The 24599-nt window shown below is 75.5% G+C and carries 19 protein-coding genes; 10 read left to right on the forward strand and 9 right to left on the reverse strand.

The features are described 5' to 3' along the window. Window positions 1-30 precede the first annotated feature (30 nt). Window positions 31-966 carry a threonine ammonia-lyase gene (locus AB0C21_RS30675; protein WP_500208883.1) on the reverse strand — a complete coding sequence of 312 codons (936 nt, stop codon included), beginning with the start codon at window positions 964-966 and terminating at the stop codon, window positions 31-33. Continuing rightward, entirely contained in the window at window positions 963-1196 is a 234-nt protein-coding gene (locus AB0C21_RS30680) for a hypothetical protein (protein WP_200842328.1), read from the reverse strand. Before AB0C21_RS30680 ends, AB0C21_RS30675 begins: the two co-directional genes overlap by 4 nt. Window positions 1197-1214: 18 nt before the next feature. Here AB0C21_RS30680 and AB0C21_RS30685 point away from each other — a divergent pair, with 18 nt between their 5' ends. Beyond that, window positions 1215-1853 carry a hypothetical protein gene (locus tag AB0C21_RS30685; protein ID WP_500208885.1) on the forward strand — a complete coding sequence of 213 codons (639 nt, stop codon included), beginning with the start codon at window positions 1215-1217 and terminating at the stop codon, window positions 1851-1853. On the opposite strand, the gene AB0C21_RS30690 is transcribed toward AB0C21_RS30685, so the two are convergent. Genes AB0C21_RS30690 through AB0C21_RS30705 form a run of 4 tightly spaced genes read right to left on the reverse strand, consistent with a single transcriptional unit; the run spans window position 1834 to window position 8234 of the window. Then, window positions 1834-4080 carry a transglutaminase TgpA family protein gene (locus tag AB0C21_RS30690; protein WP_500208887.1) on the reverse strand — a complete coding sequence of 749 codons (2247 nt, stop codon included), beginning with the start codon at window positions 4078-4080 and terminating at the stop codon, window positions 1834-1836. The two genes, AB0C21_RS30685 and AB0C21_RS30690, sit on opposite strands and share 20 nt — an antisense overlap. Beyond that, a complete protein-coding gene (locus AB0C21_RS30695; protein ID WP_500208889.1) occupies window positions 4077-5207 on the reverse strand; it encodes a DUF58 domain-containing protein in 1131 nt (376 codons plus the stop codon). The genes AB0C21_RS30690 and AB0C21_RS30695 overlap by 4 nt, the downstream gene beginning before the upstream one ends. Window position 5208: 1 nt before the next feature. Then, on the reverse strand, window positions 5209-6192 hold the full coding sequence (locus AB0C21_RS30700) for an AAA family ATPase (protein WP_500208891.1): 984 nt from the start codon (window positions 6190-6192) through the stop codon (window positions 5209-5211). Continuing rightward, window positions 6192-8234, reverse strand: coding sequence for a fibronectin type III domain-containing protein (locus AB0C21_RS30705; RefSeq protein ID WP_500208893.1), 2043 nt, complete (start codon window positions 8232-8234; stop codon window positions 6192-6194). Before AB0C21_RS30705 ends, AB0C21_RS30700 begins: the two co-directional genes overlap by 1 nt. 390 nt (window positions 8235-8624) lie before the next feature. Between AB0C21_RS30705 and AB0C21_RS30710 the strand changes: the two genes are divergently transcribed. Genes AB0C21_RS30710 through AB0C21_RS30735 form a run of 6 tightly spaced genes read left to right on the forward strand, consistent with a single transcriptional unit; the run spans window position 8625 to window position 16825 of the window. Then, complete coding sequence (locus AB0C21_RS30710) at window positions 8625-9386, forward strand: M50 family metallopeptidase (protein WP_149263669.1); 762 nt, start codon at window positions 8625-8627, stop codon at window positions 9384-9386. A gap of 57 nt (window positions 9387-9443) precedes the next feature. Then, window positions 9444-10769: an SWIM zinc finger family protein gene (locus AB0C21_RS30715; RefSeq protein ID WP_500208895.1), complete on the forward strand. Its 1326-nt coding sequence runs from the start codon at window positions 9444-9446 to the stop codon at window positions 10767-10769. After that, window positions 10766-12295, forward strand: a complete 1530-nt coding sequence (locus tag AB0C21_RS30720) for a DUF5691 domain-containing protein (RefSeq protein ID WP_500208897.1) — start codon at window positions 10766-10768, stop codon at window positions 12293-12295. The genes AB0C21_RS30715 and AB0C21_RS30720 overlap by 4 nt, the downstream gene beginning before the upstream one ends. After that, window positions 12292-13425: an ATP-binding protein gene (locus tag AB0C21_RS30725; protein WP_500208899.1), complete on the forward strand. Its 1134-nt coding sequence runs from the start codon at window positions 12292-12294 to the stop codon at window positions 13423-13425. The genes AB0C21_RS30720 and AB0C21_RS30725 overlap by 4 nt, the downstream gene beginning before the upstream one ends. Continuing rightward, window positions 13422-15620 (forward strand): DUF5682 family protein, encoded by a 2199-nt coding sequence (locus AB0C21_RS30730; RefSeq protein ID WP_500208901.1) that lies wholly within the window; start codon window positions 13422-13424, stop codon window positions 15618-15620. Before AB0C21_RS30725 ends, AB0C21_RS30730 begins: the two co-directional genes overlap by 4 nt. After that, window positions 15602-16825 carry a VWA domain-containing protein gene (locus tag AB0C21_RS30735; RefSeq protein ID WP_500208902.1) on the forward strand — a complete coding sequence of 408 codons (1224 nt, stop codon included), beginning with the start codon at window positions 15602-15604 and terminating at the stop codon, window positions 16823-16825. Before AB0C21_RS30730 ends, AB0C21_RS30735 begins: the two co-directional genes overlap by 19 nt. Window positions 16826-16830: 5 nt before the next feature. Here AB0C21_RS30735 and AB0C21_RS30740 read toward each other — a convergent pair whose 3' ends face one another. Beyond that, complete coding sequence (locus AB0C21_RS30740) at window positions 16831-18300, reverse strand: serine/threonine-protein kinase (protein WP_500208905.1); 1470 nt, start codon at window positions 18298-18300, stop codon at window positions 16831-16833. Between the two features lie 101 nt (window positions 18301-18401). On the opposite strand from AB0C21_RS30740, the gene AB0C21_RS30745 reads away from it, so the two are divergent. The 3 genes from AB0C21_RS30745 to AB0C21_RS30755 are packed head-to-tail and all read left to right on the forward strand — an operon-like array spanning window position 18402 to window position 20926. Beyond that, complete coding sequence (locus AB0C21_RS30745) at window positions 18402-19478, forward strand: DUF6777 domain-containing protein (protein ID WP_500208906.1); 1077 nt, start codon at window positions 18402-18404, stop codon at window positions 19476-19478. Window positions 19479-19502: 24 nt separating this feature from the next. Further along, on the forward strand, window positions 19503-19892 hold the full coding sequence (locus AB0C21_RS30750; protein ID WP_149263675.1) for an ArsR/SmtB family transcription factor: 390 nt from the start codon (window positions 19503-19505) through the stop codon (window positions 19890-19892). Further along, window positions 19889-20926, forward strand: coding sequence for a cation diffusion facilitator family transporter (locus tag AB0C21_RS30755; RefSeq protein ID WP_149263676.1), 1038 nt, complete (start codon window positions 19889-19891; stop codon window positions 20924-20926). The genes AB0C21_RS30750 and AB0C21_RS30755 overlap by 4 nt, the downstream gene beginning before the upstream one ends. Before the next feature lie 125 nt (window positions 20927-21051). On the opposite strand, the gene AB0C21_RS30760 is transcribed toward AB0C21_RS30755, so the two are convergent. Both AB0C21_RS30760 and AB0C21_RS30765 read right to left on the reverse strand, forming a co-directional pair. Next, window positions 21052-23043, reverse strand: a complete 1992-nt coding sequence (locus tag AB0C21_RS30760; RefSeq protein ID WP_500208908.1) for a glycoside hydrolase family 44 protein — start codon at window positions 23041-23043, stop codon at window positions 21052-21054. Window position 23044: 1 nt separating this feature from the next. Beyond that, window positions 23045-24547, reverse strand: a complete 1503-nt coding sequence (locus AB0C21_RS30765) for a cellulase family glycosylhydrolase (protein WP_500208909.1) — start codon at window positions 24545-24547, stop codon at window positions 23045-23047. Window positions 24548-24599: the final 52 nt, after the last annotated feature.

The raw sequence follows: 24599 nt of genomic DNA on the forward strand, positions 1-24599 counted from the left end.
GGCGCCGGGGGTTCGCGGGAACGCCGCCGCTCAGCGCCCGCCGAGGGCGGCGATGTACGCGGGAACGGTGATGTTGCGGCCGGAGACGACCACCACGGGGCGGCCGGTGAGCTCGACCTTCCCGGCGAGGACGGCGGCGACCGCCGCCGCGCCCGCGCCCTCGGCGACGAGCCCGTGCTCGTGGAACAGCCAGCGCAGCGCCGTCCGGATCTGCTCGTCGGTGACGGACGTCAGCTCGGCCGTGCCGCCGATCACCTCGGGGGTGACGCAGCCGGGTTCGAGGTTGCCGGGCAGGCCGTCGGCGAACGTCTCGCCGACCTCGACCTCGACCACGCGGCCGGCCGCCACCGACGCCGACACGCCCCGCGACACCGCCGACTCCACGCCAACGACCCGCACGTCGCCGCGCTCGCGCGCCCACAGGCACAGGCCGGCGACCAGCCCGCCGCCGCCGACCGGCGCGACGACCGTGAGCGGGCCCTCCGCCTGCCGGTCGAGTTCGCGCCCGATGGTGCCCTGCCCCGCGATGACCGCCGGGTCGTTGTAGGGCGAGACGTAGTGGCCGGGCAGCGTCATCGCGTACGCCTCGGCCTCGTCGTAGGTCGTCCCGTGCAGGACGAGCCGCACCGGGAACGCGCCGATCCGGTCGACCTTGACCTGCGACGCCCGGGTGGAGACCACGACGGTGACGTCCGCGCCCGCCTTCGCGGCGGCGTACCCCATGCCGAGCCCGTGGTTGCCCGCGCTCGCCGTGACGGCCGGCTCCCCCGGCGGGAGCGCGGCGACGGCCGCGAGCGCGCCCCGCACCTTGAACGCGCCGATCGGCTGGAACGTCTCCAGCTTCAGCAGGGCGCCGGGCGCCAGGCCCGACGGGACCAGCGGCGTGGGCGCGAGCTCGGCGGACACGGCCCGCCAGGCGCGGTCCAGGTCGTCCGGGCCGGGCGGGCGGACGGCGCGCACCGTCATGACCGCTCCCCCTGCGGCTCCTCCAGCCGCTCGTGGAGGCGCTCCCGGATCTCCTCGGGCGTGTAGGCCCGGCGGCGGCGCTCGGACCGCACGATCACGGCCCCGGTCGCGGCGACGCCGATGAACCCGGCGACGCCCAGCGCCTTCCAGAGGTTCGGCGCCTTCCAGAGGTCGGACGCCTTCACCAGACGGGCTGCTTTCCCCAGGGCGGACCCTCTCGACGTGCGCATACGGCTACCGTAGCGATCATGTCGGGTACGAGCATCTCCCTCGCCGAGGCCGTCGAGCTGACCCGCACCGGGGACGTGTGGCTGTTCCGCGGCCGGACGGTCGCCGACCGCGCCATCCAGATGACGACCAACAGCCCCGTGAACCACGTCGGCATGGCGCTGGTGATCGACGACCTGCCGCCGCTGATGTGGCACGCGGAGCTCGGCCGCTCGCTGCGCGACATGTGGACGGGCGGGCACCACCGCGGCGCGCAGCTGCACGACCTGCGCGACGCCGTGCTGGCCTGGGGGAACCGCTACGGTCAGCGGGCCTGGCTGCGGCAGCTCGAACCGCCGCCGACGCGGGCGATGGAGGACGCGGCGCTGCGTGCGGTGGCGCGGCTGGACGGCACGCCGTTCCCCTCGACGTCGAAGCTGGCGACGCGGTGGCTGCGCGGGCGGGTGCCGATCCAGCGGCCGGCCGAGCGGGACGCGAACCTGGAGACGGCGTTCTGCGCCGAGATCGTCGCGGTGACGTACCAGTCGATGGGGCTGCTGCCGAAGGGGCGCCGCCCGAACTGGTTCGACCCGGGCCGGTTCTGGAGCGGCGACGACCTGGAGCTGGAGACGGGCGCGGTGCTCGGCGGCGAGATCGCGGTCAGCGTGCCCGCGTCCTGACGGCCCGCTCGGGGCGCGGCGAGCCCTCCTCCGGCGACCCGTTCTCCGGCGCCCCGTCTCGCGGCGCCCTGTCCCGCAGGGACCGGGGGTGCAGGCGGCGCCGGAGCCGGCGCAGCCGCCCCGCCCTGGCGGTGACGAGGCGGCCGAGCTCGTCGGTGTGCCGCCAGGCCCGGTCGGCGGCGGCCTCGTCCGGCCGGGACGCGGCGAAGCGGCTGCGGTCGACGAGGTCGGCGAGCGGCCCGAGGTGGCCGTGGGCGTCGTCGCCGACGGCGGACGCGCCGAAGCGGGCGACCTCGTGCGCGGTCAGCGTCCTGGCCGTGGCCAGGCCGACGTCGGCGAGGTGGTCGAGCGCCTGGTGCCAGGCGCCGGTGATGCGGGCGGCGGGCGGTCCGGCCCGGCGGCGCCGCCTCCGCAGCGCGGGGGCGATGAGGACGGCGCACAGGTAGCCGAGGACGAGCGCGCCCACCGCCGTCGACGCGAACACCCACCACGGGGTGGGCGGGTCAGCGGCGGCGGGCGCCTTCCGCGGACCCTTCTGCGGCGTGTCGCCCGGTCCTTGGCCGCGCTGCTGCGAGGCCGCGTTCTTCTGCGCCTGCTCCAGCTTCTGCTCGGTCTCCCCCGCCGCGACGGAGTCGTTGTTCTTGGACCGGCGCGCACTGTCGGGGAGCGGGTTGAACCGGATCCAGCCGAGCCGGTCGAACTTGATCTCGGGCCACACCATCACGTCCCCGGAGCGGACCTGGACGGTGTCGCCCGCGCGGGCGCCGCCGTCGAAGCCCACGATGACGCGGGACGGCAGGCCGAGCGTCCGGGCCAGCAGGGCGTAGGCGGTCGCGAAGTGCTCGGGCGTGCCGCGCCTGCCCTCGCCCAGGAAGTAGTCGAGCTGCCGGTAGCTGTGGCCGGGCGGTGCGGTGACGTCGTACCGGGCGTAGCGCTTGAGGTACTCGGCGAGCATCGCGGCCTTCTGGATGGGCGACACCGCGCCCCGCGTCGCGGCCTGGGCGAACCTGCGGAACTCGGCGAGCTGGACGGGCGGCTCCTTCGCGCCCGGCCCCCACGGCAGGTCGCGCGCCGCCCTCGCCTCGGCGTCGACCGCCACCTCCGCTCCGGCGAGGTCGTCGGCGGTCCATTCCGGGACGACCGACTCGACGCGGTAGGTCTGCCCGGGGCGCAGCGGCTGCGCCGCGGCCAGCGCGCCGCTGGCGGGGTCGACGACGACGGGCAGCCCGGCGACCTCCCGCGGCCGGTCGGCGGCGGGCACCCACACGCCCGGCAGGTCGCGGATCGTGATGTGCTGCGCGACCTCGTGCTCGCGGTCCGGGTCCGGTCCCTGCGGCACGCGGCTCCCGGTCGGGACGAACCGCGCCGTGGACGACCACGTCACCCCGTCGAACCGGTCCAGCACGGCGAGCCGCTCGATCTCGCCGCGCCGCGCCCGGACCGTGAACATCACCTGGTCGGGGCTGAGCAGCCAGCCGCCGACGCGGTCCAGCGGGCTGACGCTGTCGCGCTGCTGCGGCGGCGGTGCCTGCACCTGCTCGCGCGGGTTGTACGGCTCCGCGCTGACGGGGACGACGAATCCGGCGGCGAACGCCAGCGCCCCGAGGACGGCCGCGGCGGGCACGCCGATCGCGAGGGGCCGCCACGCGGCGCCCGCGCCCGGACCGTCCGCGCGGACAAGGACGAGCACGGCGACGAGCACGACGGTCGCGGCGGCGAGCGGCAGGTTGGACCCGGGCCCGTCCACCCCGAGCAGCAGCGCGACCGCCCACACGCCGAGGGCGGGCACGCAGGGCAGGGCGCGCAGCGGCGTGCGCAGCGCCAGCTCCGCCGCCGCGAACGCCGCCAGCCACACCACCACGTGGACCAGGACGAGGTACTCCGGCTTCGCGGGGGCGGGCAGCAGCGTGGTCAGGATCGACTTCCACGAGCCGAGCACGCCCTCGCGCACCGCCTGCGGCAGCGTCCCGTCGCCGAGGGCGGGGCGCAGGACGGTGACCGAGACCGTCCCCGCCCAGGCCACGACCGTCAGCACCAGCGAGATCCACAGCGGCCACGGGCCCTTGTCCTTGCGCGGCCCCGACAGCAGCCCGCACAGCAGGGTCGGCACGACCGCCGCGACGGCGGCGACGGGCACGACCGGCCCGAGCCCGAAGACCCGCTGGAACGCCAGCCCGGCGACCGCGGCCAGGCACGCCGTCACCGCGGTCGAGGCGTACCGCGTCACCGCGCGCTCCCCAGCCGCCGCCACGCCTCCGCCAGCGCGTCCAGGTCGGCGAAGTCGACGACCTGGACGCCGGGCGGCGCCGCCGCGGGCGCGGACGGCCTGACCCGCAGCACGACGATCCGGTCGAAGCGGCCGCGGACGGCCGCGACGCGCCCGAGCTCGGCGTCGTCCGGGGTGATGACGACGAGGGAGCCGCCCGCGCGCACGCGGCGGACCGCGTCCACGGCCGAGCGCGGCCCCTCCTGCGTCTGGACGGAGGTGAGCCGGTCGAGGAGGACCTCCACGTCGTCCGGCCCGCCCCGCGTGTCGGCCACCTGGCCGTCGCCGGTCAGGATCCGGACGGGGAAGCTCGCCGACGCCGCGCCGACCGCGACCGACGCCGCCGCGTCCACGGCCAGCTCGAAGTCGTCGGGCTCCGGCCACGAGCCGGGGCGCGCCTCCAGCACGACCGTCGTCGTCGGCAGGCTGGCGTCCACGAGCTGGCGGACCATCAGCGTCCCGGTGCGGGCCGACGACTTCCAGTGGATGTGCCGCAGCTCGTCGCCGATGACGTACTCGCGCAGCGCGTGGAACGTCGCCGTCCCCGCCGGTGACCGGTCGCTGGTCGGGCCCTCCAGGTGGTGGGCGCGGCCGGACGGCAGCAGCCCCAGCCGCACCGTCCTCGGCCGGACGAGCAGGATCTGCGGCGTGCCGTACTCCCGCACCCGCCGGGCCAGCCGGAGCGGGTCGGCGCGCACCAGCCGCAGCGGCCCCACCGGGATCTCGCCGCGCCGGGCCGTCGGCAGCCGGTAGGTCACGGTGCGCGTGCCGCCGGACCGCAGCCGCGGGACGTCGACCGCCACCGGGGTCGCCCCCGCCGCGTCCTCGGCGCTGAGCCCGCGGACGCCGCGCCCCTTGTTCGTCACGTGCAGGACGCCGACCGCGGGCCGGCCGCGCTCCACCCGCGTCGGCGCGATCTCCCGGCGGACCTCCAGCTTCGGGCGCGGCAGCGTCCACAGCGCCGCCGCCCCCACGGCGGCGAGCCCGGCGACGGCCAGCACGGCGGGCTCGGGGTAGCCGAGCCACCAGCCCGCCGCGTACAGCGGGACCGAGACGGCCGCCGTCCCCCACCCGAGCGGCGTCAGCACGTCACACCCCGGCGGCCTGCGGCGTCGGGACGCCGCCCAGCGCCTCGGCGACCACGTCGGCGCCCGAGCGCCCGCGCAGCTCGGCCTCCGGCGTGACGATCAGCCGGTGCGCGATGACCGGGACCGCCAGCGCCTTCACGTCCTCCGGGACGATGTAGGAGCGCCCGGCCGCCGCCGCCCGCACCCGCGCGGCGCGCAGCAGCGCGATGCTGGCCCGCGGGCTCGCGCCGAGCCGCAGGTCGGGGTGCCCGCGGGTTGCCGAGACGACCCGCACGAGGTAGTCGTGCAGCGGCGGCGCGACGTGCAGCCGCTGCGCGAAGTCGATCATCCGGGCGAGGTCCTCGCGGCCCATCACCGGCGGCATCTGGTCGAGCATCGCCCCGGTCGGGGCTCCGGCGAGCAGCGCGACCTCGGCCTGGTGGTCGGGGTAGCCCATGGAGATCCGCATCAGGAACCGGTCGAGCTGCGCCTCCGGCAGCGGGTAGGTGCCGTCCATGTCGACCGGGTTCTGCGTGGCGATCACCATGAACGGGCGCGGCACCGGGTGCGGCACCCCCTCGACCGTGACCCGGCGCTCCTCCATGACCTCCAGCAGCGCCGACTGCGTCTTGGGCGAGCCGCGGTTGATCTCGTCGGCGACGACCAGGTTCGCGAAGATCGGGCCGGGGTGGAACTCGAACGCGCTCGTCCCCTGGTTGAAGATCGACACGCCGGTGATGTCGCTCGGCAGCAGGTCGGGCGTGAACTGGATGCGCGCCCACTTGGCCTCCACGGACGCCGACATCGCCCGCGCCAGGGTCGTCTTGCCGACGCCCGGGACGTCCTCGACGAGGAGGTGCCCCTCGGCCAGCAGGCAGATCAGCGCCAGCTCCACCTTCTCCCGCTTGCCGCGCACGACCCGCTCGATGTTGCCCGCCAGCGCCGCGAACATCTGCGCGAACCGCCCGGCCAGCGCGTCCGCGTCCATTCCGGGGTTCTCAGTCATCAGGTGCACTCCCAGAGCGTGGAGGAGAACGTCCCCGCGTTCGAGCCGGGGGTGTTCACGTAGAGGTCGCTCACCCAGCGCGTCCGGCCGCCGTATTCGATCTTGTCCCAGACGCTGCTGACCAGGCTGGGGTCGTTCGCGTCCCGGACCGAGTCGGCCCGCTGCTGGCAGTACACCTTCACCTGGCCCGTGAAGCCCTTGGGGAACTGGCCGTCGCGCGGCGCGCCCGTCCCCGGGCCGCTGTGCAGCCACGTGTTGGTGTTGTCGTTGTTGTGGCCCGGATAGCTCCTGGCGTGCGCGTCCGGGTTGAGATCCGCGGTGGCGCTCACGGCCGTTGACGACCCGGCTCCGTTGCGGGCGGTCACCTTCAGCGTGTACGTCCTCGCGTTGGCGAGGTTCCTGACCTGGTGCGAGGTGGCCTTGGTCGAGCCGGATCCGGTGTCCCAGGCGACGTCGTAGGTGACGTCGTAGCCGGACGAGGGGGCCCAACTGAGGTCCGCGCCGTGGTTGACCGGCCTCGCGGTGAGGCTGGTCGGGGGGCCGGGGGCGGTGCAGGCGGTGGCGCCGACCGGGCTGGACTCGCTGTAGGCGGTCTTGCCGCCCTTCCCCTTGTACTCGGCGGCCACCTTGTAGAGGTAGGTGGTCGTGTCGCAGGTCAGGCCGCCGACCGTGAACGTACCGCCCTGGCTGGAGCCGGGGAACCGCGCGGGGCTCGCGTTCGCGACGGGCCTGCCGTCCCGGCCGAGCAGGACGAACCGGCTCACCGGGTAGACGCCCGGCGGCTGCGCGGCCGCCGTGAACCGGACCCGGACCGAGCCGTTGTCGCCGGACGCGGCGGGCGTGGGCGGGTCGGGCGCGGCGGGGTCCCTCTTGACCGGCGGCTTGGCGGGCCTGCCCGGCGGCGGCACGGCGTTGGAGCCGCCGGTCCCCCCGCCGCCGCCGTTGCGGTTGCCCTGGCCGCCTCCCGGGTTCGCCTGGACGGGCAGCGGGCGCCGCGCGCTTCCGGGGACCTTGTCCTCGTACTTCTTGATGCGCTTCATGCCGCCGTCCGGGCCGAACGCGAGCGCGGTGGGGCCGTCGGGGTCGTTCACCCACAGCATGTGGTCGCGGACGAGGACCTCGATCGCGCCGCCGGGCCGGGTGGCCGTGATCGGCCGCTCCCAGGCGTTGCGCTCGGTGTTGAAGACCAGCAGGCGGCCGGACGTCCGGTCGGGCAGGTAGACGCGCCGCCCGAGGACGCTCGGGGGCTCGAAGGCGTGGTCCGGCACGCGCAGGGCCACCGAGTCGACCCGTCCGACGCCGGTGTCCAGCAGGTACAGGGCGCCGCCCGCGCCGAGCATCGGGACGATCTGCCCGTCGGCGACCGCCGGGGTCTTGAGGCCGTTCGCGGCCCGCGTGACGGGCGCCGGCAGGTTGATCCGCCGGGTGCCCTCGGGGCGGACGATCAGCGCGGTCGCGGACGTGCTGTCGACGACCACGGGCGCGCCGGCGGCGATCGTCAGCGCGAGGCGGTCGCCGGCCTTCCCGGCCGCGACGGGCTCGCCCTGGCGGCCGGACCGGAACGGGACCACCTGGCCGGTCTGCGGGACGGGCACCCACAGCGCGCCGTCCGCGTCGATGCCCGCCTGCCCGAGCGGCGCGGTGAGGGCCGCGGGCCCGCCGACCGGCGCCAGGCTCAGCGGGTCGATCTGCTGGACGGCGCCCTTGAGCAGGTCGACCGTGTAGGCGGCGCCGGCGCCGGAGAGCACCTGCAGGCCCGGCCCGCCGACCCGCCGGCTCCCGGTGATCTTGAGTTGGGAGGGGTCGATCCGGCTGACGACGCCGGTGTCCTCGTCGACCAGCAGCACCGTCGTCCCGTCCTGGACGACCTTGATGCGGTGGCCGCGCATCTGCGGCACCACCGCGGCCTTGCCGTCGACCTTGCCGGCCAGCCCGTTGGCGTGCACGACCAGGCCCTTCGCGCTCGCGCTCAGCCAGGCCCCCACGTCGGAGACGTGGTACCGCGCGCTCGCGGTGCCCACCCCGTAGACGAGCGCGCTCACGCCGAGCACGCCGACCAGCCCGGCCGCGATCTGGCCCGTCAGCCTGTCACGCCGGAAGTTTCGGAAAAGACCGCGCGGGCCCCTGGTCCGCGCGGAGGATCGGTCCCCGTTCAATCCCCGCTCACCCTCTCGGCGCGCCGGGCGCGGGAGCCGCGGACCCGGGGCGCGAAGGGCACCATAACGGCATTGCGGGGCGCCTCGGAACGAGATGGCGAAGATCGGCCTGGTGGTCCGGTGCCGGTACGCCGCGTTACGGGGGATGCGCCATGACATCGATCACATCCGCCCGGCGGGGGTGCCATGCCCCTGTCCGTGGGTCTGAGAACCGAACGCGAACGTTATCCGTGACGTCCTAATGTTGGGCATCGCGACGACGACTCCGAGGTGGACGTGGAAAACGTGAGCATCGCCGACCTGTGGCACCGGGTGACGGGTACGCAGCCGGATCCCCCGTGGTGGCTGGTGGCCCTCGTCGGCCTCGTGGCGCTCGCCTCGGTGGTCCACGGCCCGACCTGGCGGGTGGCGCGCAACACCGTCACGATCGCGCACGAGGGCGGGCACGCGCTCATCGCGCTGGTCACCGGCCGCAAGCTGGACGGCATCAAGCTGCACTCCGACACCTCGGGCGTCACGGTCTCGCGCGGCAAGCCGCACGGCCCCGGCATGATCTTCACGGCGATGGCCGGGTACCTGACGCCGCCGCTGCTCGGGCTGCTGTTCGCGCTGCTCCTCGCCGACGGCCGCATCACGCTGATGCTGTGGTTCTCGCTGGCCCTGCTCGCCGGGATGCTCGTCATGATCCGCAACGCCTACGGCGCGCTGTCGGTGATCGCCACGGGCGCGGTCATCTTCGCGGTGTCGTGGCTGGGCAGCGCCACGGTGCAGGCCGGGTTCGCCTATCTGGCCGCCTGGTTCCTGCTGCTGGCCGCCACCCGCCCGGTGATCGAGCTGCAGCGGATGCGGGCCCGGCACATGGCGCCGAGCTCCGACGCCGACCAGCTCGCCCACCTCACCGGCGTCCCCGGACTCGCGTGGGTGGGCCTGTTCGCGGCCACCGCCCTGCTCGCCCTGCTGGCGGGCGGCGCCCTGCTCGTCCCGGACGTCTCCATGCCCGACCTCCCGACCCCGCCCGGCTTCGGCGGGACGGGCTGACGCGCGGCCGGCGCCGCCCGTCCCCGACTGTCCGAGGGCGCGGATAGTTTCGGCTGTGTGAGGGATCGGTGGTCTCGTGAGCAGGTGCTCGGGCTCGCGCCCGACGCGTCGTCCGCCAAGGCGGCGGGCGGCGTCGCCAAGCCCGCCAAGTGGGCGCGCACGGGGTGCGACGACGAGGCGGTCTGGGGCGACTGCCAGGGCAGCGGCAAGTCCGTCTACCGGACGTGCGCCGACCTGACCGGCCCCGCGTTCCGGTGCACGTGCCCGAGCCGCAAGTTCCCGTGCAAGCACGCTCTGGCGCTGCTCCTCCTATGGGCGGACGGCCTCATCCCGGCACCCCCCGCAAGTGACACAGCCGAGGTCGGGGTGCGGCCGGGGTGGGTGGCCGAGTGGATGGAGGACCGCCAGGAGCGGGCCGGCAGGACGGCCGGGCGGCGGGCGGCGTCGGCGGCCAAGGCCCGCGATCCGAGGACGGTGGAGCGGCGGGCCAGGCGGGTCGACGACGGGCTCGCCGAGCTCGACCAGTGGCTCCGCGACCAGGTCGCGCACGGCCTCGCCCAGGCGGAGAAGGCCCCCTACCGGCTGTGGGACGACGCGGCGCGGCGCCTGGTCGACGCGCAGGCGGGAGCGCTCGCGGGGCAGGTCAGGGGCCTCGCCGCGATCCCGCGCCGGCCGGGCTGGCCCGGCCGGCTGCTGGAGGAGTACGCGCTGCTGCGGCTGCTCGTCCGCGCCTACCAGCGGCAGGAGGAGCTGCCCGAGGGGCTGCGCGCGACCGTCCGCTCGCGGGTGGGGTTCACCGTCCCGCAGGAGGAGGTGCTGTCCGGCGGGGAGCGCGTCCGGGACGTGTGGTCGGTGACGGGGTCGCGCGACACCGCGCAGGAGCTGCTCACCACGCGGCGGGTGTGGCTGCGCGGGAACCGGACGGGGCGGCCCGCGCTCGTGCTGTCCTTCGCCGCGCCGGGCACCACCCTCGACACCTCGCTCGTCGTGGGTACGCAGGTCGACGCGGAGCTGGCCTTCTACCCGGGCGCGCAGCCCCTGCGGGCCCTGGTCGCCGAGCGGCACGGGGCGGCCGTGCCGGGCACGCCCGCGGGGACGTCGGTCCGGGGGTTCCTGGACGAGCACGCCGCGGCCGTCGCGCTCGACCCGTGGCTCGACCGCTGGCCCGCGACGCTGGAGAGGGTCCGCCTGGCGCGCACCGAAGGAGGAGAACTGCACGTCGTCGACGACGCCGGGGACGCGCTGCCGCTCCGGATCGGCGAGCCGTGGCGGCTGCTCGCCCTGTCGGGGGGCGGGCCGGTCACGCTGGCCGGGGAGTGGCGCCCGCTGGGCCTGCGCCCGCTGGCCGCCTGGCACGAGGACGAGGGGACGGTGATCCTGTGACGGCGTGGGACGAGCACGTCACCGCCGCGCTGCTCGGCACCGAGCGCCGCGACCCGCCCGCCCTGGCGGAGGCGCCCGGCGACGGTGGCGAGGGCACCGGCGAGGGCGCCGACAAGGCGGGGCGGCTGCTCGACCAGGCGGCGCTGCTGGCCGTCCGGCGGCGGGCGGGCCTGGTCCCGTCGGGCGCGGGCCCCGAGCCCGTGGCGTCGGCCCCGGTGGAGGACGCCCCGGCGGTGCCGAGGGCGGCCGCGGCGCGGCTGCGGCGGATCCTCGGCGGCGAGCAGATCCGGGTGCTGCCCGAATGGCTGGACGCGGCGGCCGCCCGGGGCCTGCGGGTGCCCGCCCAGGCGCTTCCCGACCTGCTGGAGCGGGGGCGCAGTGACCGGATGCTGCGGCCGTCGATCGCGCGGGCGTGCGGGAGGCGCGGGGTGTGGCTGGCCCTCCAGAACACCGACTGGGCCTACCTGGTGGGGTCGGGCGACGATCCGGGCGGCGGCCCCGAGGTGTGGGAGACCGGCACCCGCAACCGGCGGGTCGCCTATCTGACCGGGCTCCGCGAGACCGACCCGGAGCGCGCGCGAGAACTCCTCCTGGAGACATGGGCCAAGGAGCCCGCGCCCGATCGCGCCGCGTTCATCGCCACGTTCGCGCATGGGCTGTCCCTCGACGACGAGGAGTTCCTTGAGACGGCCTTGGACGACCGCGGTAAGGACGTCCGGCAGATCGCGTCCGACCTGCTGGCCCGCTTGCCGGGTTCGGCGTACGGGGAGCGCATGGCGGCGCGCGCACGGGCCTGCCTGACCGCCGAGGAGCGCACGGTCGGGGGCCGCAGGCAGACGTGGATCCGGGTGGAGCCGCCGCACGACCACGACGAGGGCATGGCGCGCGACGGCGTCCCGTTCCATCCGAGCGGGTCGTTCGCGCCGCGCGGCGGCGGCGCGCCGGTCGGGACGCGGGCCGCGTGGCTGCGCGAGATCCTGGCCCGCACCCCGCTGGCCACCTGGGCGGAGCTGTTCGGGCTGCCGCCCATGGAGATCGTGTGCCTGCCCGTCTCCGAGTCCGACGGACGGGACGTCCGCATCGGCTGGGCGCGCGCCGCCCTGGGCCAGCGCGACACCGAATGGGCGCGGGCCCTGCTCAGGGGCGGCGTCATGGCGGACGAGCCGGAGGAGCTCGCCGACCTGCTGTCCGTCCTGCCCGGCCCGGAGCGCGACCCGGCTGCGGTCGACCTGCTCCGCTGGGTGGAGGGGCGGTCGGGCCCGCTGCGGGTCCTCGAACGGGTGCCCGGGCCGTGGGCCGGGCCGCTCGCCGCGGCGGTGGTCGAGACGCTGGCCGCGTCCGCCGAGCGGCTCACCCGCCGCGACGAACTGATGATCACGCAGCTGTGCCGGCTCGCCGACCAGCGGCTCGACCCGGCCGCCGCGGCCCGCCTGGCGGGACTCGGACCGGCCGCCCCGCAGGCCGTCACCGACCTGATCGCGACCCTGCTGTTCCGCGACGAGATGCTGAAGGAGCTCGACCAGTGACCGAAGAGGCAGGCCCGGGGGGCCTCGGGGGCGCTTCGCCCGCGCCGACCGCAGGCGCCGTGCTGCGCCCGCACGCCGAGCAGGAGCACGCCGGCGAGCTGGCGCGGCTGGCCGAGCACGACGACCGGCCGCGGCCGCCCGGCTGGCGGCTGTCGCCCTGGGCGGTCACCACGTACCTGCTCGGCGGCGAGCTGCCGGACGGCACGCTGATCAGCCCGAAGTACGTGGGCCCGCGGCGGCTGATGGAGGTCGCGGTGGCGACGCTCGCGACCGACCGGGCGCTGCTGCTGCTCGGCGTCCCCGGCACGGCGAAGACCTGGGTGTCGGAGCATCTCGCCGCCGCGGTCAGCGGCGACTCCACACTGCTCGTGCAGGGGACGGCGGGCACGGCGGAGGAGGCGATCCGCTACGGCTGGAACTACGCGCGGCTGCTCGCCGAGGGCCCCTCGGAGCGGGCGCTGGTGGAGAGCCCGCTGATGCGCGCGATGCGGCGCGGCGCGGTCGCCCGCATCGAGGAGCTGACCCGCATGCCCTCCGACGTCCAGGACACCCTCATCACCGTCCTGTCGGAGAAGACGCTGCCGGTGCCCGAGCTGAACACCGAGGTGCAGGCGCGCAAGGGCTTCACGGTCATCGCGACCGCCAACGACCGCGACCGCGGCGTGAACGAGCTGTCCAGCGCGCTGCGCCGCCGGTTCAACACGGTCGTGCTGCCGCTGCCGGAGTCCGTCGAGGACGAGGTCGAGATCGTCGCGCGCCGCGTCGACCAGATCGGCGCCGGGCTGGAGCTGCCCGAGAGCCCGGCGGGCCTGGAGGAGATCCGGCGCGTCGTCACGGTGTTCCGGGAGCTGCGCTCCGGCGCCACGGCCGACGGGCGCACCAAGCTGAAGTCGCCCAGCGGGACGCTCAGCACCGCCGAGGCCATCTCGGTGATCACCAGCGGGCTGGCCCTGGCGGCGCATTTCGGCGACGGCGTGCTGCGCGCCGCCGACGTGGCGGGCGGGATCGTCGGCGCCGTCGTCCAGGACCCGGTGTCCGACCGCGTCGTGTGGCAGGAGTACCTGGAGGCGGTCGTCCGGGACCGTCCCGAGTGGCGCGACTTCTACCGCGCCTGCCGGGAGGTCTCTTGAGCCAGGTCGAAGTCTTCGGCATCCGGCACCACGGGCCGGGGTCGGCCCGCGCGCTGCGGGATGCGCTGGAGGACTTCAAGCCGGACGCGGTGCTGATCGAGGGGCCGCCCGAGGCCGACGCGATCGTGGAGCTGGCGGGCGAGGCCGGGATGGTGCCGCCGGTCGCGCTGCTCGCCTACTCCCCCGCCCCCGCCGACGGCGACCGCAGGGCCGCGTTCTGGCCGTTCGCCGAGTTCAGCCCCGAATGGCAGGCGATCAGGTACGGGCTGTCGGCGGGCGTCCCGGTCCGGTTCTGCGACCTGCCCGCCGCGAACCAGCTCGTCCCCGCGGAGGAGGAGCCGCCCGAGGAGGGGATCCGGCTCGACCCGCTCGGCTGGCTGGCGAAGGCCGCCGGGTACGACGACGCCGAGCGCTGGTGGGACGACGTGGTCGAGCACCGCCACGACGGCCCGTCGCCCTTCCCCGCCATCGGCGAGGCCATGGCGGAGCTGCGCGGCGAGCTCGAACCTCCCCCGCGGGAGGCGCAGCGCGAGGCCCACATGCGCCGGACGGTGCGCCGCGCCCTCAAGGAGGGGCTCGACCGGGTCGCGGTCGTGTGCGGGGCGTGGCACGTCCCCGCCCTGCGGGCCAGGGTCCCGGCGGCCCACGACGACAGGACGCTGCGCGGCCTGCCGAAGACGAAGGTCGCGATCACGTGGGTGCCGTGGACGCACGGGCGGCTCGCGGGGCGCTCCGGCTACGGCGCCGGCGTGCGCTCCCCCGGCTGGTACCACCACCTGTTCACGGCCCGCGACCGCCCGATCGAGCGCTGGCTGACCGCCGCCGCCCGCGTCCTGCGCGAGGAGGACCTGCACGTCTCCTCCGCGCACGTGATCGAGGCCGTCCGGCTCGCCGAGGCCCTCGCCGCGCTGCGCGGCCGCCCCCTCGCCGGGCTGGACGAGGTCACCGAGGCGACCCGGGCCGTCCTGTGCGAGGGCGCCGAGCTGCCGGTCCGGCTCATCCAGGACCGGATGGTCGTCGGGGAGCGGCTCGGCGCCGTCCCGGAGCGGACCCCGATGGTGCCGCTGCAGCGCGATCTGCAGGCCGAGCAGCGGCGGCTGAGGCTCAGGCCGTCCGCGCTCGACAAGGAGCAGGACCTCGACCTCCGCAAGCCCACCGATCTGGAGCGCAGCCGCCTGCTGCACCGGCTCCGCCTGCTGGACGTGAACTGGGGCGTGCCGTCCGAGAGCCGGTCCAAGGGGACGTTCCGCGAGACGTGGACGCTGGCCTGGCGGCCCGAGTTCGACGTGGAGCTGATCGAGGCCGGCGCGTGGGGCACCACCGTGCGGGGCGCGAGCACCGCCCGCGCCAAGGCGGCCGCCGAGGACGCGACCGCCCTCGCCGACCTCACCGCCGTGGCCGAGCGCTGCCTGCTCGCCGACCTCGGCGAGGCGCTCCCCGCGGTCATGCGCGCCCTCGCCGACCGCGCCGCGGTGGACGCCGACGTCGCGCACCTGATGGCGGCGATGCCCGCGCTCGTCCGCGCGCTGCGCTACGGCGACGTCCGCGGCACCTCCACCGGCCCGCTGCGCACGGTGCTTGACGGCCTCGTCGTCCGCGTCTGCGTCGGTCTCCCGCCCGCGATCACCGGCCTGGACGACGACGCCGCCCGCGAGTTCCTCGGGCACGTCGACGCCGTCCACGGCGCCCTGTCCCTGCTCGCCGACGAGGGCCACATCGAGCGCTGGCGCCGCACCCTGGAGGGCCTGCTCGGCCGCCCGGACACCCTGCACGGACTCATCGAGGGCCGCCTGACCCGCCTCCTGCTCGACGCAGGGCGGCTGCACGACGTCCCCGACCGGATGGCGCGCGCCGTGTCCGTCGGCGCCGCGCCCGACCGCGCCGCCGCGTGGGTCGAGGGCTTCCTCGCCGGCGGCGGGCTCGTCCTCATGCACGACGAGGCGCTCCTGCGGCTCGTCGACGAGTGGATCTCCGGGCTGCCCGCCGACTCGTTCACCGACGTCCTCCCCCTGCTGCGCCGCACCTTCGGCGCCTATCCCGCCGCCGAGCGCCGGGCCATCGGCGAGCGGCTCCGCCGCCGCGGCGCCGCTCCCGCCGGGCGGGCCGGGCCGGCGGAGGAGGACGTGGACGCGGCGCGGGCCGCGCCGGCGGCGGCCACGGCCCTGCGGATCCTCGGATGGGAGAGGCCCTCGTGAGCGACGAGACCGTGACCGACGAGCACGCGAGCGGCGAGAGCCCGGACGACCGGCTGCGGCGCTGGCGGCTGGTCCTCGGCGGCGACCAGGCCGACGGGACCGGGGTGACGCTGGCCGGGGACGACGTCCGCATGGACGGGGCGCTGGAGCGGCTCTACGGGGCCGGCGGCGGCGAGGGGCGGCCCAGGCCCGGGCGGCGCGGCGCCGGGCTCGGCGACTCGGCGCCTTCGGTGGCCCGGTGGCTCGGCGACATCCGCACGTACTTCCCGTCGAGCGTCGTGAGGGTGATGCAGAAGGACGCGATCGAGCGCCTCGACCTCACCCGGCTGCTGCTGGAGCCGGAGATGCTGGACGCCGTCGAGCCGGACGTCCACCTCGTCGGGACCCTGCTGTCGCTGAACCGGGTGCTGCCCGACAAGGCGCGGGAGTCGGCGCGGGCGGTGGTCCGCAAGGTCGTCCGCGACCTGGAGCGGCGGCTCGCGCAGAAGACGCGCTCGGCCGTCGGCGGGGCCCTCGACCGGTCCGCGCGGGTGCTGCGCCCGAGGCGGCTCGCCGACGTCGACTGGGACCGCACGATCCGCGCGAACCTGCGCCACTACCTGCCCGAGCAGGGGACGCTCGTGCCGGAGCGGCTGATCGGGTACGGCAGGCGGCGGCAGGCCGTCAAGCGGGACGTGGTGCTCGCGATCGACCAGAGCGGGTCGATGGCGGCCTCGGTGGTGTACGCGAGCGTGTTCGGGGCGGTGCTGGCGTCGATGCGGTCGCTGCGCACGTCGCTGGTGGTGTTCGACACCAGCGTGGTCGACCTCACCGACCAGCTCCACGACCCGGTCGAGGTGCTGTTCGGCACGCAGCTCGGCGGCGGCACCGACATCAACCGGGCCGTCGCGTACTGCCAGGGGCTGGTGACGCGGCCGGCCGAGACGATCCTCGTGCTGGTCAGCGACCTGTACGAGGGCGGGATCCGCGACGAGATGCTGCAGCGGGTCGCGACCCTGACGGCGGCGGGCGTGCAGGTCGTCGTGCTGCTCGCCCTGTCGGACGAGGGCGCGCCCGCCTACGACCACGACAACGCGGCGGCGCTGGCCGCCATGGGCGTCCCGGCGTTCGCGTGCACGCCGGACGCCTTCCCCGGCCTGATGGCCGCGGCCATCGAACGGCGCGACCTCGGGGAGTGGTCCGAGCGGGCCGCGGGAGACCGGTGACGGCGTCAGCGGGAGGGGCGGGACAGGCCCCGCGCCAGTAGGACCACCACGACGGCGGTCAGGGCGGCGTGGCCCGCCAGCGCGGACGGCTGGATCTGGACGAGCGCGCCCCAGGCCGCCCACATCGCGACGCGGGCGACGCGGGCGGCCATCACCGTCCACGCCGCGGGGCGGCTGCCGCGCCACGCCAGGATCACCCCGACCAGGGTGACCACCGCGACGACGGCGAACGACGAGGCCACCACGGGCAGCAGGCCGCCCCGGTGGCCCTCGCTGAGGGACGGCCGGGCGATCAGGATCGCGAGGGCGGCGACGTCCAGCGCGGCGAGCAGCCCGGCGAGGAGCAGGCCGGCAACGACCGCCGGGCCGCGCCGCAGCCGCCGCGGCCCCGCCTGCGCGGCGGACGCCGGCGGGCCCGGAGCGGGCGCGGGTGTGATCGGACCCGGCGGAGTCGGCGCGGGCGCGGTCGGAGTCGGGGCGTGCGGCGTGGGCGCCTGCGGTGTGGGCGGGGGTGGTGGCGGCGTCCGCGGCCCCGGCGCCTGGACGAACGCGCCGCCGGCCGCCTCCGGCGCGGGGACGGCGTCGGGGGCGGGCCTAGGTGCCGGGGCCGTCGGCGGGGCGAGGCGCTCGGTGGGGATCTCCAGCCGGGCGTGCCGCTCGCGCTCGCCGAGCAGCCAGAGCAGGACGTCCTCGGAGGTGGGGCGGGCCTGCGGGTCCTTGGCGAGGCACGCGGCGGCGACCTCGGCGAGCGGGCCGGGCAGGGCGCCGAGGTCGGGCGTCTCGTGCAGGATCCGGTACATCACCGCGGGCAGCGGGCCGCCCGCGAACGGGTCGCGGCCGGTGGCGGCGAACAGCAGGGTGCTCGCCCACGAGAACAGGTCGGCGGACGGCCCGACCCGCCCGGTGAACTGCTCGGGGGCCATGTAGGCGGGCGTGCCGACGACCTGGCTCGTCATGGTCGCGCCCGCGTCGAACGCGCGGGCGATCCCGAAGTCGATCACCCGCGGCCCGTCCGGGCCCATCAGCACGTTCTGCGGCTTGAGGTCGCGGTGCACGACGTTCGCGCGGTGGATCGCCGACAGCGCCGTCACCGAGCTGATCGCGAGCCGGTCGAGGGCGGCGCCGGTGCGCGGCCCCTCGTCGCGGACGAGGGCGCGCAGCGAGGGCCCCGGCACGTACTCGCTGACGATGTAGGGGCGGTCGCCCGCCACGTCGGCGGCGAGCATCTGCGCGGTGCAGAACCCGGCGACCCGCTCCAGCACCGCCAGCTCGCGGACGAACCGCTCCCGCGCGTTCGCGTCCCCGACGAGCTGGGCGTGCAGGAGCTTGACGGCGACGCGGGAGGGCCCGGGGCCCGGCGCCGCGGGCCTGCCGAGGTACACCACCCCCTGGCCGCCGGCGCCGATCCGGCCGAGCAGCTCCCAGCCGCCGAGCCGGGTGGGATCGGCCGCCGTGAGGGGAACCGGACCCGCCATTCGCACCCCCGCGAAAAAAATCGAGCATTCCTGCGGGCACAAAACCGCTCCGCCCGGCATCGAAGAGTATAGGTTCGGCGAACCCGAGGCGGGGGAAGAGGATGCTGGAGATTCGTTCGACAATTGCGCGGCCCGGGGCCTGCGCCCGGTCGCTGGCGGGGGCCGTCGCGGCCCTCGTGGCGGCGGCGGGCGCGCTGTCCGGGTGCGGGGACGCCGGCGCGACCATCACGCGGCTGACGGTGGGATCGCCCGGTCCCGAGCCGTACACGCTGGTGGCCGGCACCGACCGGAGCGACGTGAAGGCGCGGCCGCAGGCAGGCGGCACGAGGGAGGGGGACGCACCGGGACTCTACGGCGGGACGCGCCGGGCCTCGACCTGCGACCGGGCCAAACTGGCCGCGTTCCTGCAGGCCAACCCGGAGAAGGCGCGGGCGTGGGCGGAGGTGCAGGGCATCGCGGCGGGCGACATCCCGCGATACGTGTCGCGGCTGACGCCGGTGCTGCTGCGCACCGACACGCTGGTCACCAACCACGGGTACTCCGACGGCCGGGCGACGAGCGGCCCCGCCGTCCTGCAGGCCGGAATGGGCGTTCTGGTCAATGGTTACGGAGTGCCCACAGTGAAGTGCAATTGCGGCAATCCCCTCACTCCGCCCGACAAAAAGATCTCTACCCGGAACGCGGCGTACAGTGGCCGGTCCTGGCCGGGATTCGAGAAGGGGAATGTCACCCGGATCCGGCCGCGGGATTCCCGGGAAGGGACGATCACCACTTTCGTCCTGGTCGACCCGGAGGCCACCATGGGCTTCGAGCGGCCCCGCGCCACCGAGGGCGCGGCGGACGGGCCCCCGACCGCGCTGCCGGTGACGGAGACGGTGGCCGCGCCGAGCGACTCGCCCGCGCCGTCCGGCTCGGGCCTGGAGACGCCGGGCACCGAGTCGCCGGGCACGGAGTCGCCCGGCACGGGGACGCCCGGCCCGGAGACGCCGGGGCCGCAGACGCCGGGGACGGAGCCGCCCGGGCCGGAGACGCCGGAGCCCGGGCCCTCGACCCCGGGAACGGGCGTGACGACGCAGGCCCCGGGTACGGGCGCCGGGGGGATGGAGACGCCGGGCGAGGGCGGGCACGGACCGGTGTCCCTGCCGCCGTCGGAGGAGCCCGCTCCCGTGACCTCCTGACCCTGGTGCGCTATCTTTGCTCATATGAGCAGTGCTTCAGATGTCATCGCCCCGGACGCCTGCGCCGTCCGGGTGGTCGACGCCGCGAAGGTCGCCGCCGTCTCGGCGTCCCTGCCGGACGGGGACACGATCACCGAGCTGGCGCAGGTGTTCGGGCTGCTGTCCGACCCCGGACGGCTGCGGGTGATCACCGCGCTGCTCGAAGGAGGGGAGATGTGCGTGTGCGACATCGCGGCGGCCTGCGGGCACTCGGAGTCCGCGGTCTCGCACGCCCTGCGCCTGCTGCGCGCCAACCGCGTGGTCCGGGTCCGCCGCGCCGGCCGGATGGCCTACTACCGGCTGGCCGACTCGCACGTCCGGCTGCTGCTCGATCTCGCCCTCACCCACGTCGGCCACGGGGAGGAAGGCACATGATCGGGGACCGTGAGGACGCGCCCGGCAAGCGGGGGCACGAGGGGCACGGCCACGGCCACGGGCATGGCCACGGGCACGCCGTCTCGGCGGGGGCCGACCGGCGGCTGCTGACCGGCGCGCTGGCGCTGATCGTCGCCTACATGTCGGGCGAGGTGGTCATCGGCCTGCTCGCCGGGTCGCTGGCGCTGATCACCGACGCCGCGCACATGATGACCGACGCGTTCGCGATCGCGCTGGCGCTGGTCGCGATGCGCATCGCCGCGCGCCCGCCGAAGGGCGGGTACACCTTCGGCCTGCGCCGCGCCGAGATCCTGTCCGCGCAGCTCAACGGCCTGACGCTGATCCTGCTCACCGTCTACTTCGTGTACGAGGGCGTCCGGCGGCTGATCGAGCCGCCCGCCGTGGAGGGGCAGTTCGTCTTCTGGACGGCCCTCGCGGGCATCGCCGTCAACGTCGCGGCGACCGTGCTGATCAGCCGGGCCGACCGGCGCAGCCTGAACGTCGAGGGCGCGTTCCAGCACATCCTGAACGACCTGTTCGCGTTCGTCGCCACCGCGGTCGCGGGCCTGGTCGTGTGGACGACCGGCTTCGCCCGCGCGGACGCGATCGCCTCGCTCGTGGTGGCCGCGCTGATGCTCAAGGCCGGGTACCGGCTGCTGCGGGACGCGGGCCGGGTGCTCATGGAGGCCGCGCCCGCAGGCGTCGACCCGTCCGAGCTCGGCGCCCGGCTCGCGGGGCGCCCGTGCGTGGAGGAGGTCCACGACCTGCACGTGTGGGAGGTCAGCTCGGGCTACCCGGCACTGTCGGCGCACGTGCTCGTCGACACGCAGGGCGACTGCCACGCCGTCCGCCGCGACCTCCAGGAACTGCTGCGCGACGCCTACGGGATCACGCACACGACGCTGGAGGTCGACCACGTGGACGAGCCCGCCGGCGGCGGGCACGGCCACTGCGACGACGCGCACGGCCCCCGCCATATGGCGGAGGCCGACGAGCCCCACGAGCACGCGGGCACCACCCCGTGCGACCACTAGCGGGCGCGGTCGCGAGGGCCGGTCGGCCGCGGAGCCTGGTGGTCGCCGAGCTCACGTGACCCGCGGGTCCTGCCACCGGCGGGCCCCGCGGTCAGCGTGATCGGCCGACCGGCGGGGCCCGGTGGTCAGCGGCGGGTGCAGGGGGCGCCGTTGAGGGTGAAGGCGGACGGGGCCGGGTTCGTCCCGCCGCTCGATCCGTTGAAGCCGATCGTCACCGAGCCTCCCGGCCGGATCGTCCGGTTCCAGTCGAGATCGCGTGCGGTGACGTCCGGGCCCTTCTGCGTCCAGGAGGCGTTCCAGCCCTGGGTGACGCGCTGGTCCGCCGTGAACGAGAAGCCCAGCGTCCAGCCCGAGACGGGCGAGTCGCCGGTGTTCGCGACGGTGACCTGCGCGGTGAAGCCGCTCCCCCACTGGCTCTGCACCGTGTAGCCGACCTCGCACGCCGACGCGGCCGGGCCGTCGTCCGCGGGGATCTCGACCAGCGTGATCGAGGACGCCGGGAACGTCGAGGTGAACCCGTCCGCGCCCACGGTCACGTCCGGGGCCCGGACGATCGCGGACTGGTCCGCTCCGCTGTACCGGTAGACGCGCCCGGCCGCCGGTCCCGACCGCCCTGCGATCGAGACCGTGCTGGTGAGGTCGTCGGTGCGCGACTTGTTCACGATCATCAGGGTGAGCGCCTTGTCGGACGAGCGCTCCGCCGCGTACACCGCGAGCCTGCCCTGGTCGGCGCTCGACGCCCGGACGGACGTCTCGCCGAACGAGGCCCCCGCGCCGTCGTAGTTCCGGTACATGCGGAAGGCGTAGGCGCCCGGGTCGGACGTGCCCGGCGGCGCCCACAGCGTCGCCAGGTCGAGGCCCTCGCGCCCGAAGATCCCGAGGACGTCGGCCTGGGCCAGCGCCCCGTTCAGGTGCCCGAGCGCGCCCCAGTTGTACTCGGTGATCGCCAGCTTGGTGCCCGGGTAGTTCTGCTCGACGAGGTCCCGCATCCGGGGGATGAACTTGATCGGCTGGTTGATCCAGCTCTCGTCGGTGTAGGAGGGGTCCCACAGCTGCCGGGTCGAGCGCAGCCGCAGCTCCTGGGTCGCCGCGTCGCCGGGGTCGGCGGAGGACACCCCGGCCTGCTGCGGGTAGATGTGCTCGTCGAAGTAGTCGAGGATGCGGGTCCCGTGCTCCTCCTCGTAGGCCTTCATCTGCCGGAGGTACCAGTCCGCGAACGGGAGGCCGTCGTGCGCCGCCCGGTCCGGCGGGTCGGACCAGCAGTCGCCGCCCTCCCGGTCGCAGGTCTGCTTGTCCAGGCCCGACAGGGTGAGCGACTGGAAGCCCCAGCCGACCGGCCCGAGCGTCTTCGCGCCCGGGTCGGCGGCCTTCACGGCGGAGGCGATCGCGTACGTCTGGCGGCGCATCTCGTCGTAGCCGGCGCCGTCCGGGTGGACGTCCCGGTGGGTCGCGTGCCAGAGGTCGGGCTCGTTGTCGAGGTCGTAGAAGCGCACGCCGCCGCCGTCCGCCCGGCCGTACTTGCCGGTCAGGTGGGACAGCCAGTCGGTGACGTACTCGGGGCCCGCCGGGACGCTGGTGTCCGCGGGGTCGTTGCCGGTGACGTTCGTGCCGTCCGGCTTCACGCCGTTGCCGCAGTCGGGCCGCCACTGGGTGTCGGCGCTCTGCTGCGGCCCGTACTTGGCGATGCCGAACCCGCAGGCGTAGTCGCGGCCCTTCGGCGTCCAGCCGATGAGCGGGACGGTGAGGAGCGTGTCGGTGCCGGTCCGGCGGTCCTGCTCGGTGAACTGGTCGGTCTCGGACCCGTCGGGGAGCTTCGCGGGGTCCGGCGCCGGGCCGGGCACGTTCTCGAAGTACCAGTCCGAGCCCCGGTTGGTCTCGTCGTAGAGGTAGTTGTAGCGGGTCGTGGCGTTGCCGCCCCACCGCCGGACGGGGAGGCGCAGTTCCTTGGCGAGGGCCTCGTCGGCGAAGTTCATCCCGTAGACGTAGGGGCTGATCGCGTGCCGGGACGCGGACGGGTCGACGGTCAGCGCGGGACCGTCCGCGGCCTGCGCCGGGGGTACCGCCCACGGCAGGAGCGCGGCGGCCGCCACGGCGGCGAGCCAGGCCTTCCGGGTCATGTCACACCTCGCATGCCTTGTCGTTGACCTCGAACGCGGCGGGCGCGCCGCTCGCCGCACCGGTCGCCTGGAACCCGACGGTGACGGAGGCGCCGGGCGCGAGGGAGGCGTTCCAGTCCAGGCTCTTGGCGGTGACGGCGGCGCCGCTCTGCGACCAGGTCGCGCTCCACCCCTGGGTGACCTTCTGGTCGCCGGGGAACGCGAACTCCAGCGTCCAGCCGTTCAGCGCCGAGGACCCGCCGTTGGTGATCGTGACCTGCGCCGTGAAGCCGCCCGACCAGCTGTTCTGCACCGTGTAGGCGACCTTGCAGGACGTCCCCGGCGTGCCCGGGTCCCCGGGGTCGCCGCTCGGGTCCCCCGCGCCGAGCAGGTAGGGGTCGAGGTAGGACTGCTTGGCCGTGTTCACGGTCGTCCAGTCGTCGTTGAGGATGCCGCCGGTGTCGCCCGAGTTGGGGTTCCACGACCAGAAGGTGAAGGAGATCCCGCCGGTGCCCTTGCCGAGGTAGGCCATCAGGGTGCGCAGCCAGGTCTGGTCGCGCGGGTCCGAGAGGGTCGTCCCGAACTCGCCGAGCAGGACGGGCGCGACGTTGTTCTTGTAGAGGTAGCCCCAGTTCTTGTCCCAGATCCCGGCCAGGTTGGACGGGAAGGACGGGTCGTCGAACCACGGCTGCGGGTACACCGAGGTGGCGTAGTCGTGGGCGGAGTAGACGAGCCGGTTCGGGACGTCCAGCCGCACCGGGTACTGCGCCGCGCCCTGCAGGTTTCCGCCCCACCAGTAGTTGTCGCCGCCGTGGTCGTTGACGCCCTCGACGATGATCAGCCAGTTCGGGTTGGCCGCGAGGATCGCGTTCCCGGCCCGCTCGGCGGCGAGGCGCCAGTCCCGCGTCTGGTCGCCGCAGCCCCAGCAGGCCGGCGAGTGCGGCTCGTTGTGCAGGTCGGCGCCGATGACCGTGGTGTCGCCCGCGTAGTGCCGGGCGAGCATCGTCCAGTCGGAGATCCAGCGCGACTCGGGGTAGGCGGCGGTGTACCAGAGCGCGGACTGGCCGCCGGAGTCCGGGCGGTGGCGGTCGAGGACGACCTTCAGCCCGATCCGTCCCGCGTAGGCGATGATCTTGTCGAGGATCTGCAGCCCGTTCAGGCCCTGCAGGTCCGGGTTCTTGGCGTAGTCGATGCTGTTCGGGCTGCTGCCGGAGTCGAAGAGCTGGCTGCTGTAGGGCAGCCGCAGCGTGTTGCACTTCAGGCTCTTGATCTGGTCGAGCATGTCCTTGTAGCCGCGCGACCAGAGGCCGTGCGGGGCGTAGTTGGACGTCTCGGCGCCGAACCAGTTGATGCCCGTCATCCGCACCGGCTGCCCGTTCGCGTCGAGCAGCTGCCGGCCGCTGGTGTGCCAGTAGCCGGCGCCCGCCGCCCGGGCCGGGCGCGGCACGGCCTGGACGAGGGCCAGCGCCAGCAGCGCGGCCACGAGGATCGGGACGAGCCGGATCCGCCGGAGTCTCGCGGTCATGGTCGTTCTCATGCGGGGTCCTCGGTTCGAGCCAGTGGGAGCGCTCCCAAGG

Origin of the sequence: Spirillospora sp. NPDC049024, assembly GCF_040649235.1 — a bacterium.
Lineage (GTDB): Bacteria > Actinomycetota > Actinomycetes > Streptosporangiales > Streptosporangiaceae > Spirillospora.

What these genes read in the sequence shown, in the direction of transcription:
- AB0C21_RS30675 (WP_500208883.1), bottom strand. Translation starts at nt 966, where the DNA reads ATGACGGTGCGCGCCGTCCGCCCGCCCGGCCCGGACGACCTGGACCGC.
- AB0C21_RS30680 (WP_200842328.1), bottom strand. Translation starts at nt 1,196, where the DNA reads ATGCGCACGTCGAGAGGGTCCGCCCTGGGGAAAGCAGCCCGTCTGGTG.
- AB0C21_RS30685 (WP_500208885.1), top strand. Translation starts at nt 1,215, where the DNA reads ATGTCGGGTACGAGCATCTCCCTCGCCGAGGCCGTCGAGCTGACCCGC.
- AB0C21_RS30700 (WP_500208891.1), bottom strand. Translation starts at nt 6,192, where the DNA reads ATGACTGAGAACCCCGGAATGGACGCGGACGCGCTGGCCGGGCGGTTC.
- AB0C21_RS30735 (WP_500208902.1), top strand. Translation starts at nt 15,602, where the DNA reads ATGGGAGAGGCCCTCGTGAGCGACGAGACCGTGACCGACGAGCACGCG.
- AB0C21_RS30740 (WP_500208905.1), bottom strand. Translation starts at nt 18,300, where the DNA reads ATGGCGGGTCCGGTTCCCCTCACGGCGGCCGATCCCACCCGGCTCGGC.
- AB0C21_RS30745 (WP_500208906.1), top strand. Translation starts at nt 18,402, where the DNA reads ATGCTGGAGATTCGTTCGACAATTGCGCGGCCCGGGGCCTGCGCCCGG.
- AB0C21_RS30750 (WP_149263675.1), top strand. Translation starts at nt 19,503, where the DNA reads ATGAGCAGTGCTTCAGATGTCATCGCCCCGGACGCCTGCGCCGTCCGG.
- AB0C21_RS30755 (WP_149263676.1), top strand. Translation starts at nt 19,889, where the DNA reads ATGATCGGGGACCGTGAGGACGCGCCCGGCAAGCGGGGGCACGAGGGG.
- AB0C21_RS30760 (WP_500208908.1), bottom strand. Translation starts at nt 23,043, where the DNA reads ATGACCCGGAAGGCCTGGCTCGCCGCCGTGGCGGCCGCCGCGCTCCTG.
- AB0C21_RS30765 (WP_500208909.1), bottom strand. Translation starts at nt 24,547, where the DNA reads ATGACCGCGAGACTCCGGCGGATCCGGCTCGTCCCGATCCTCGTGGCC.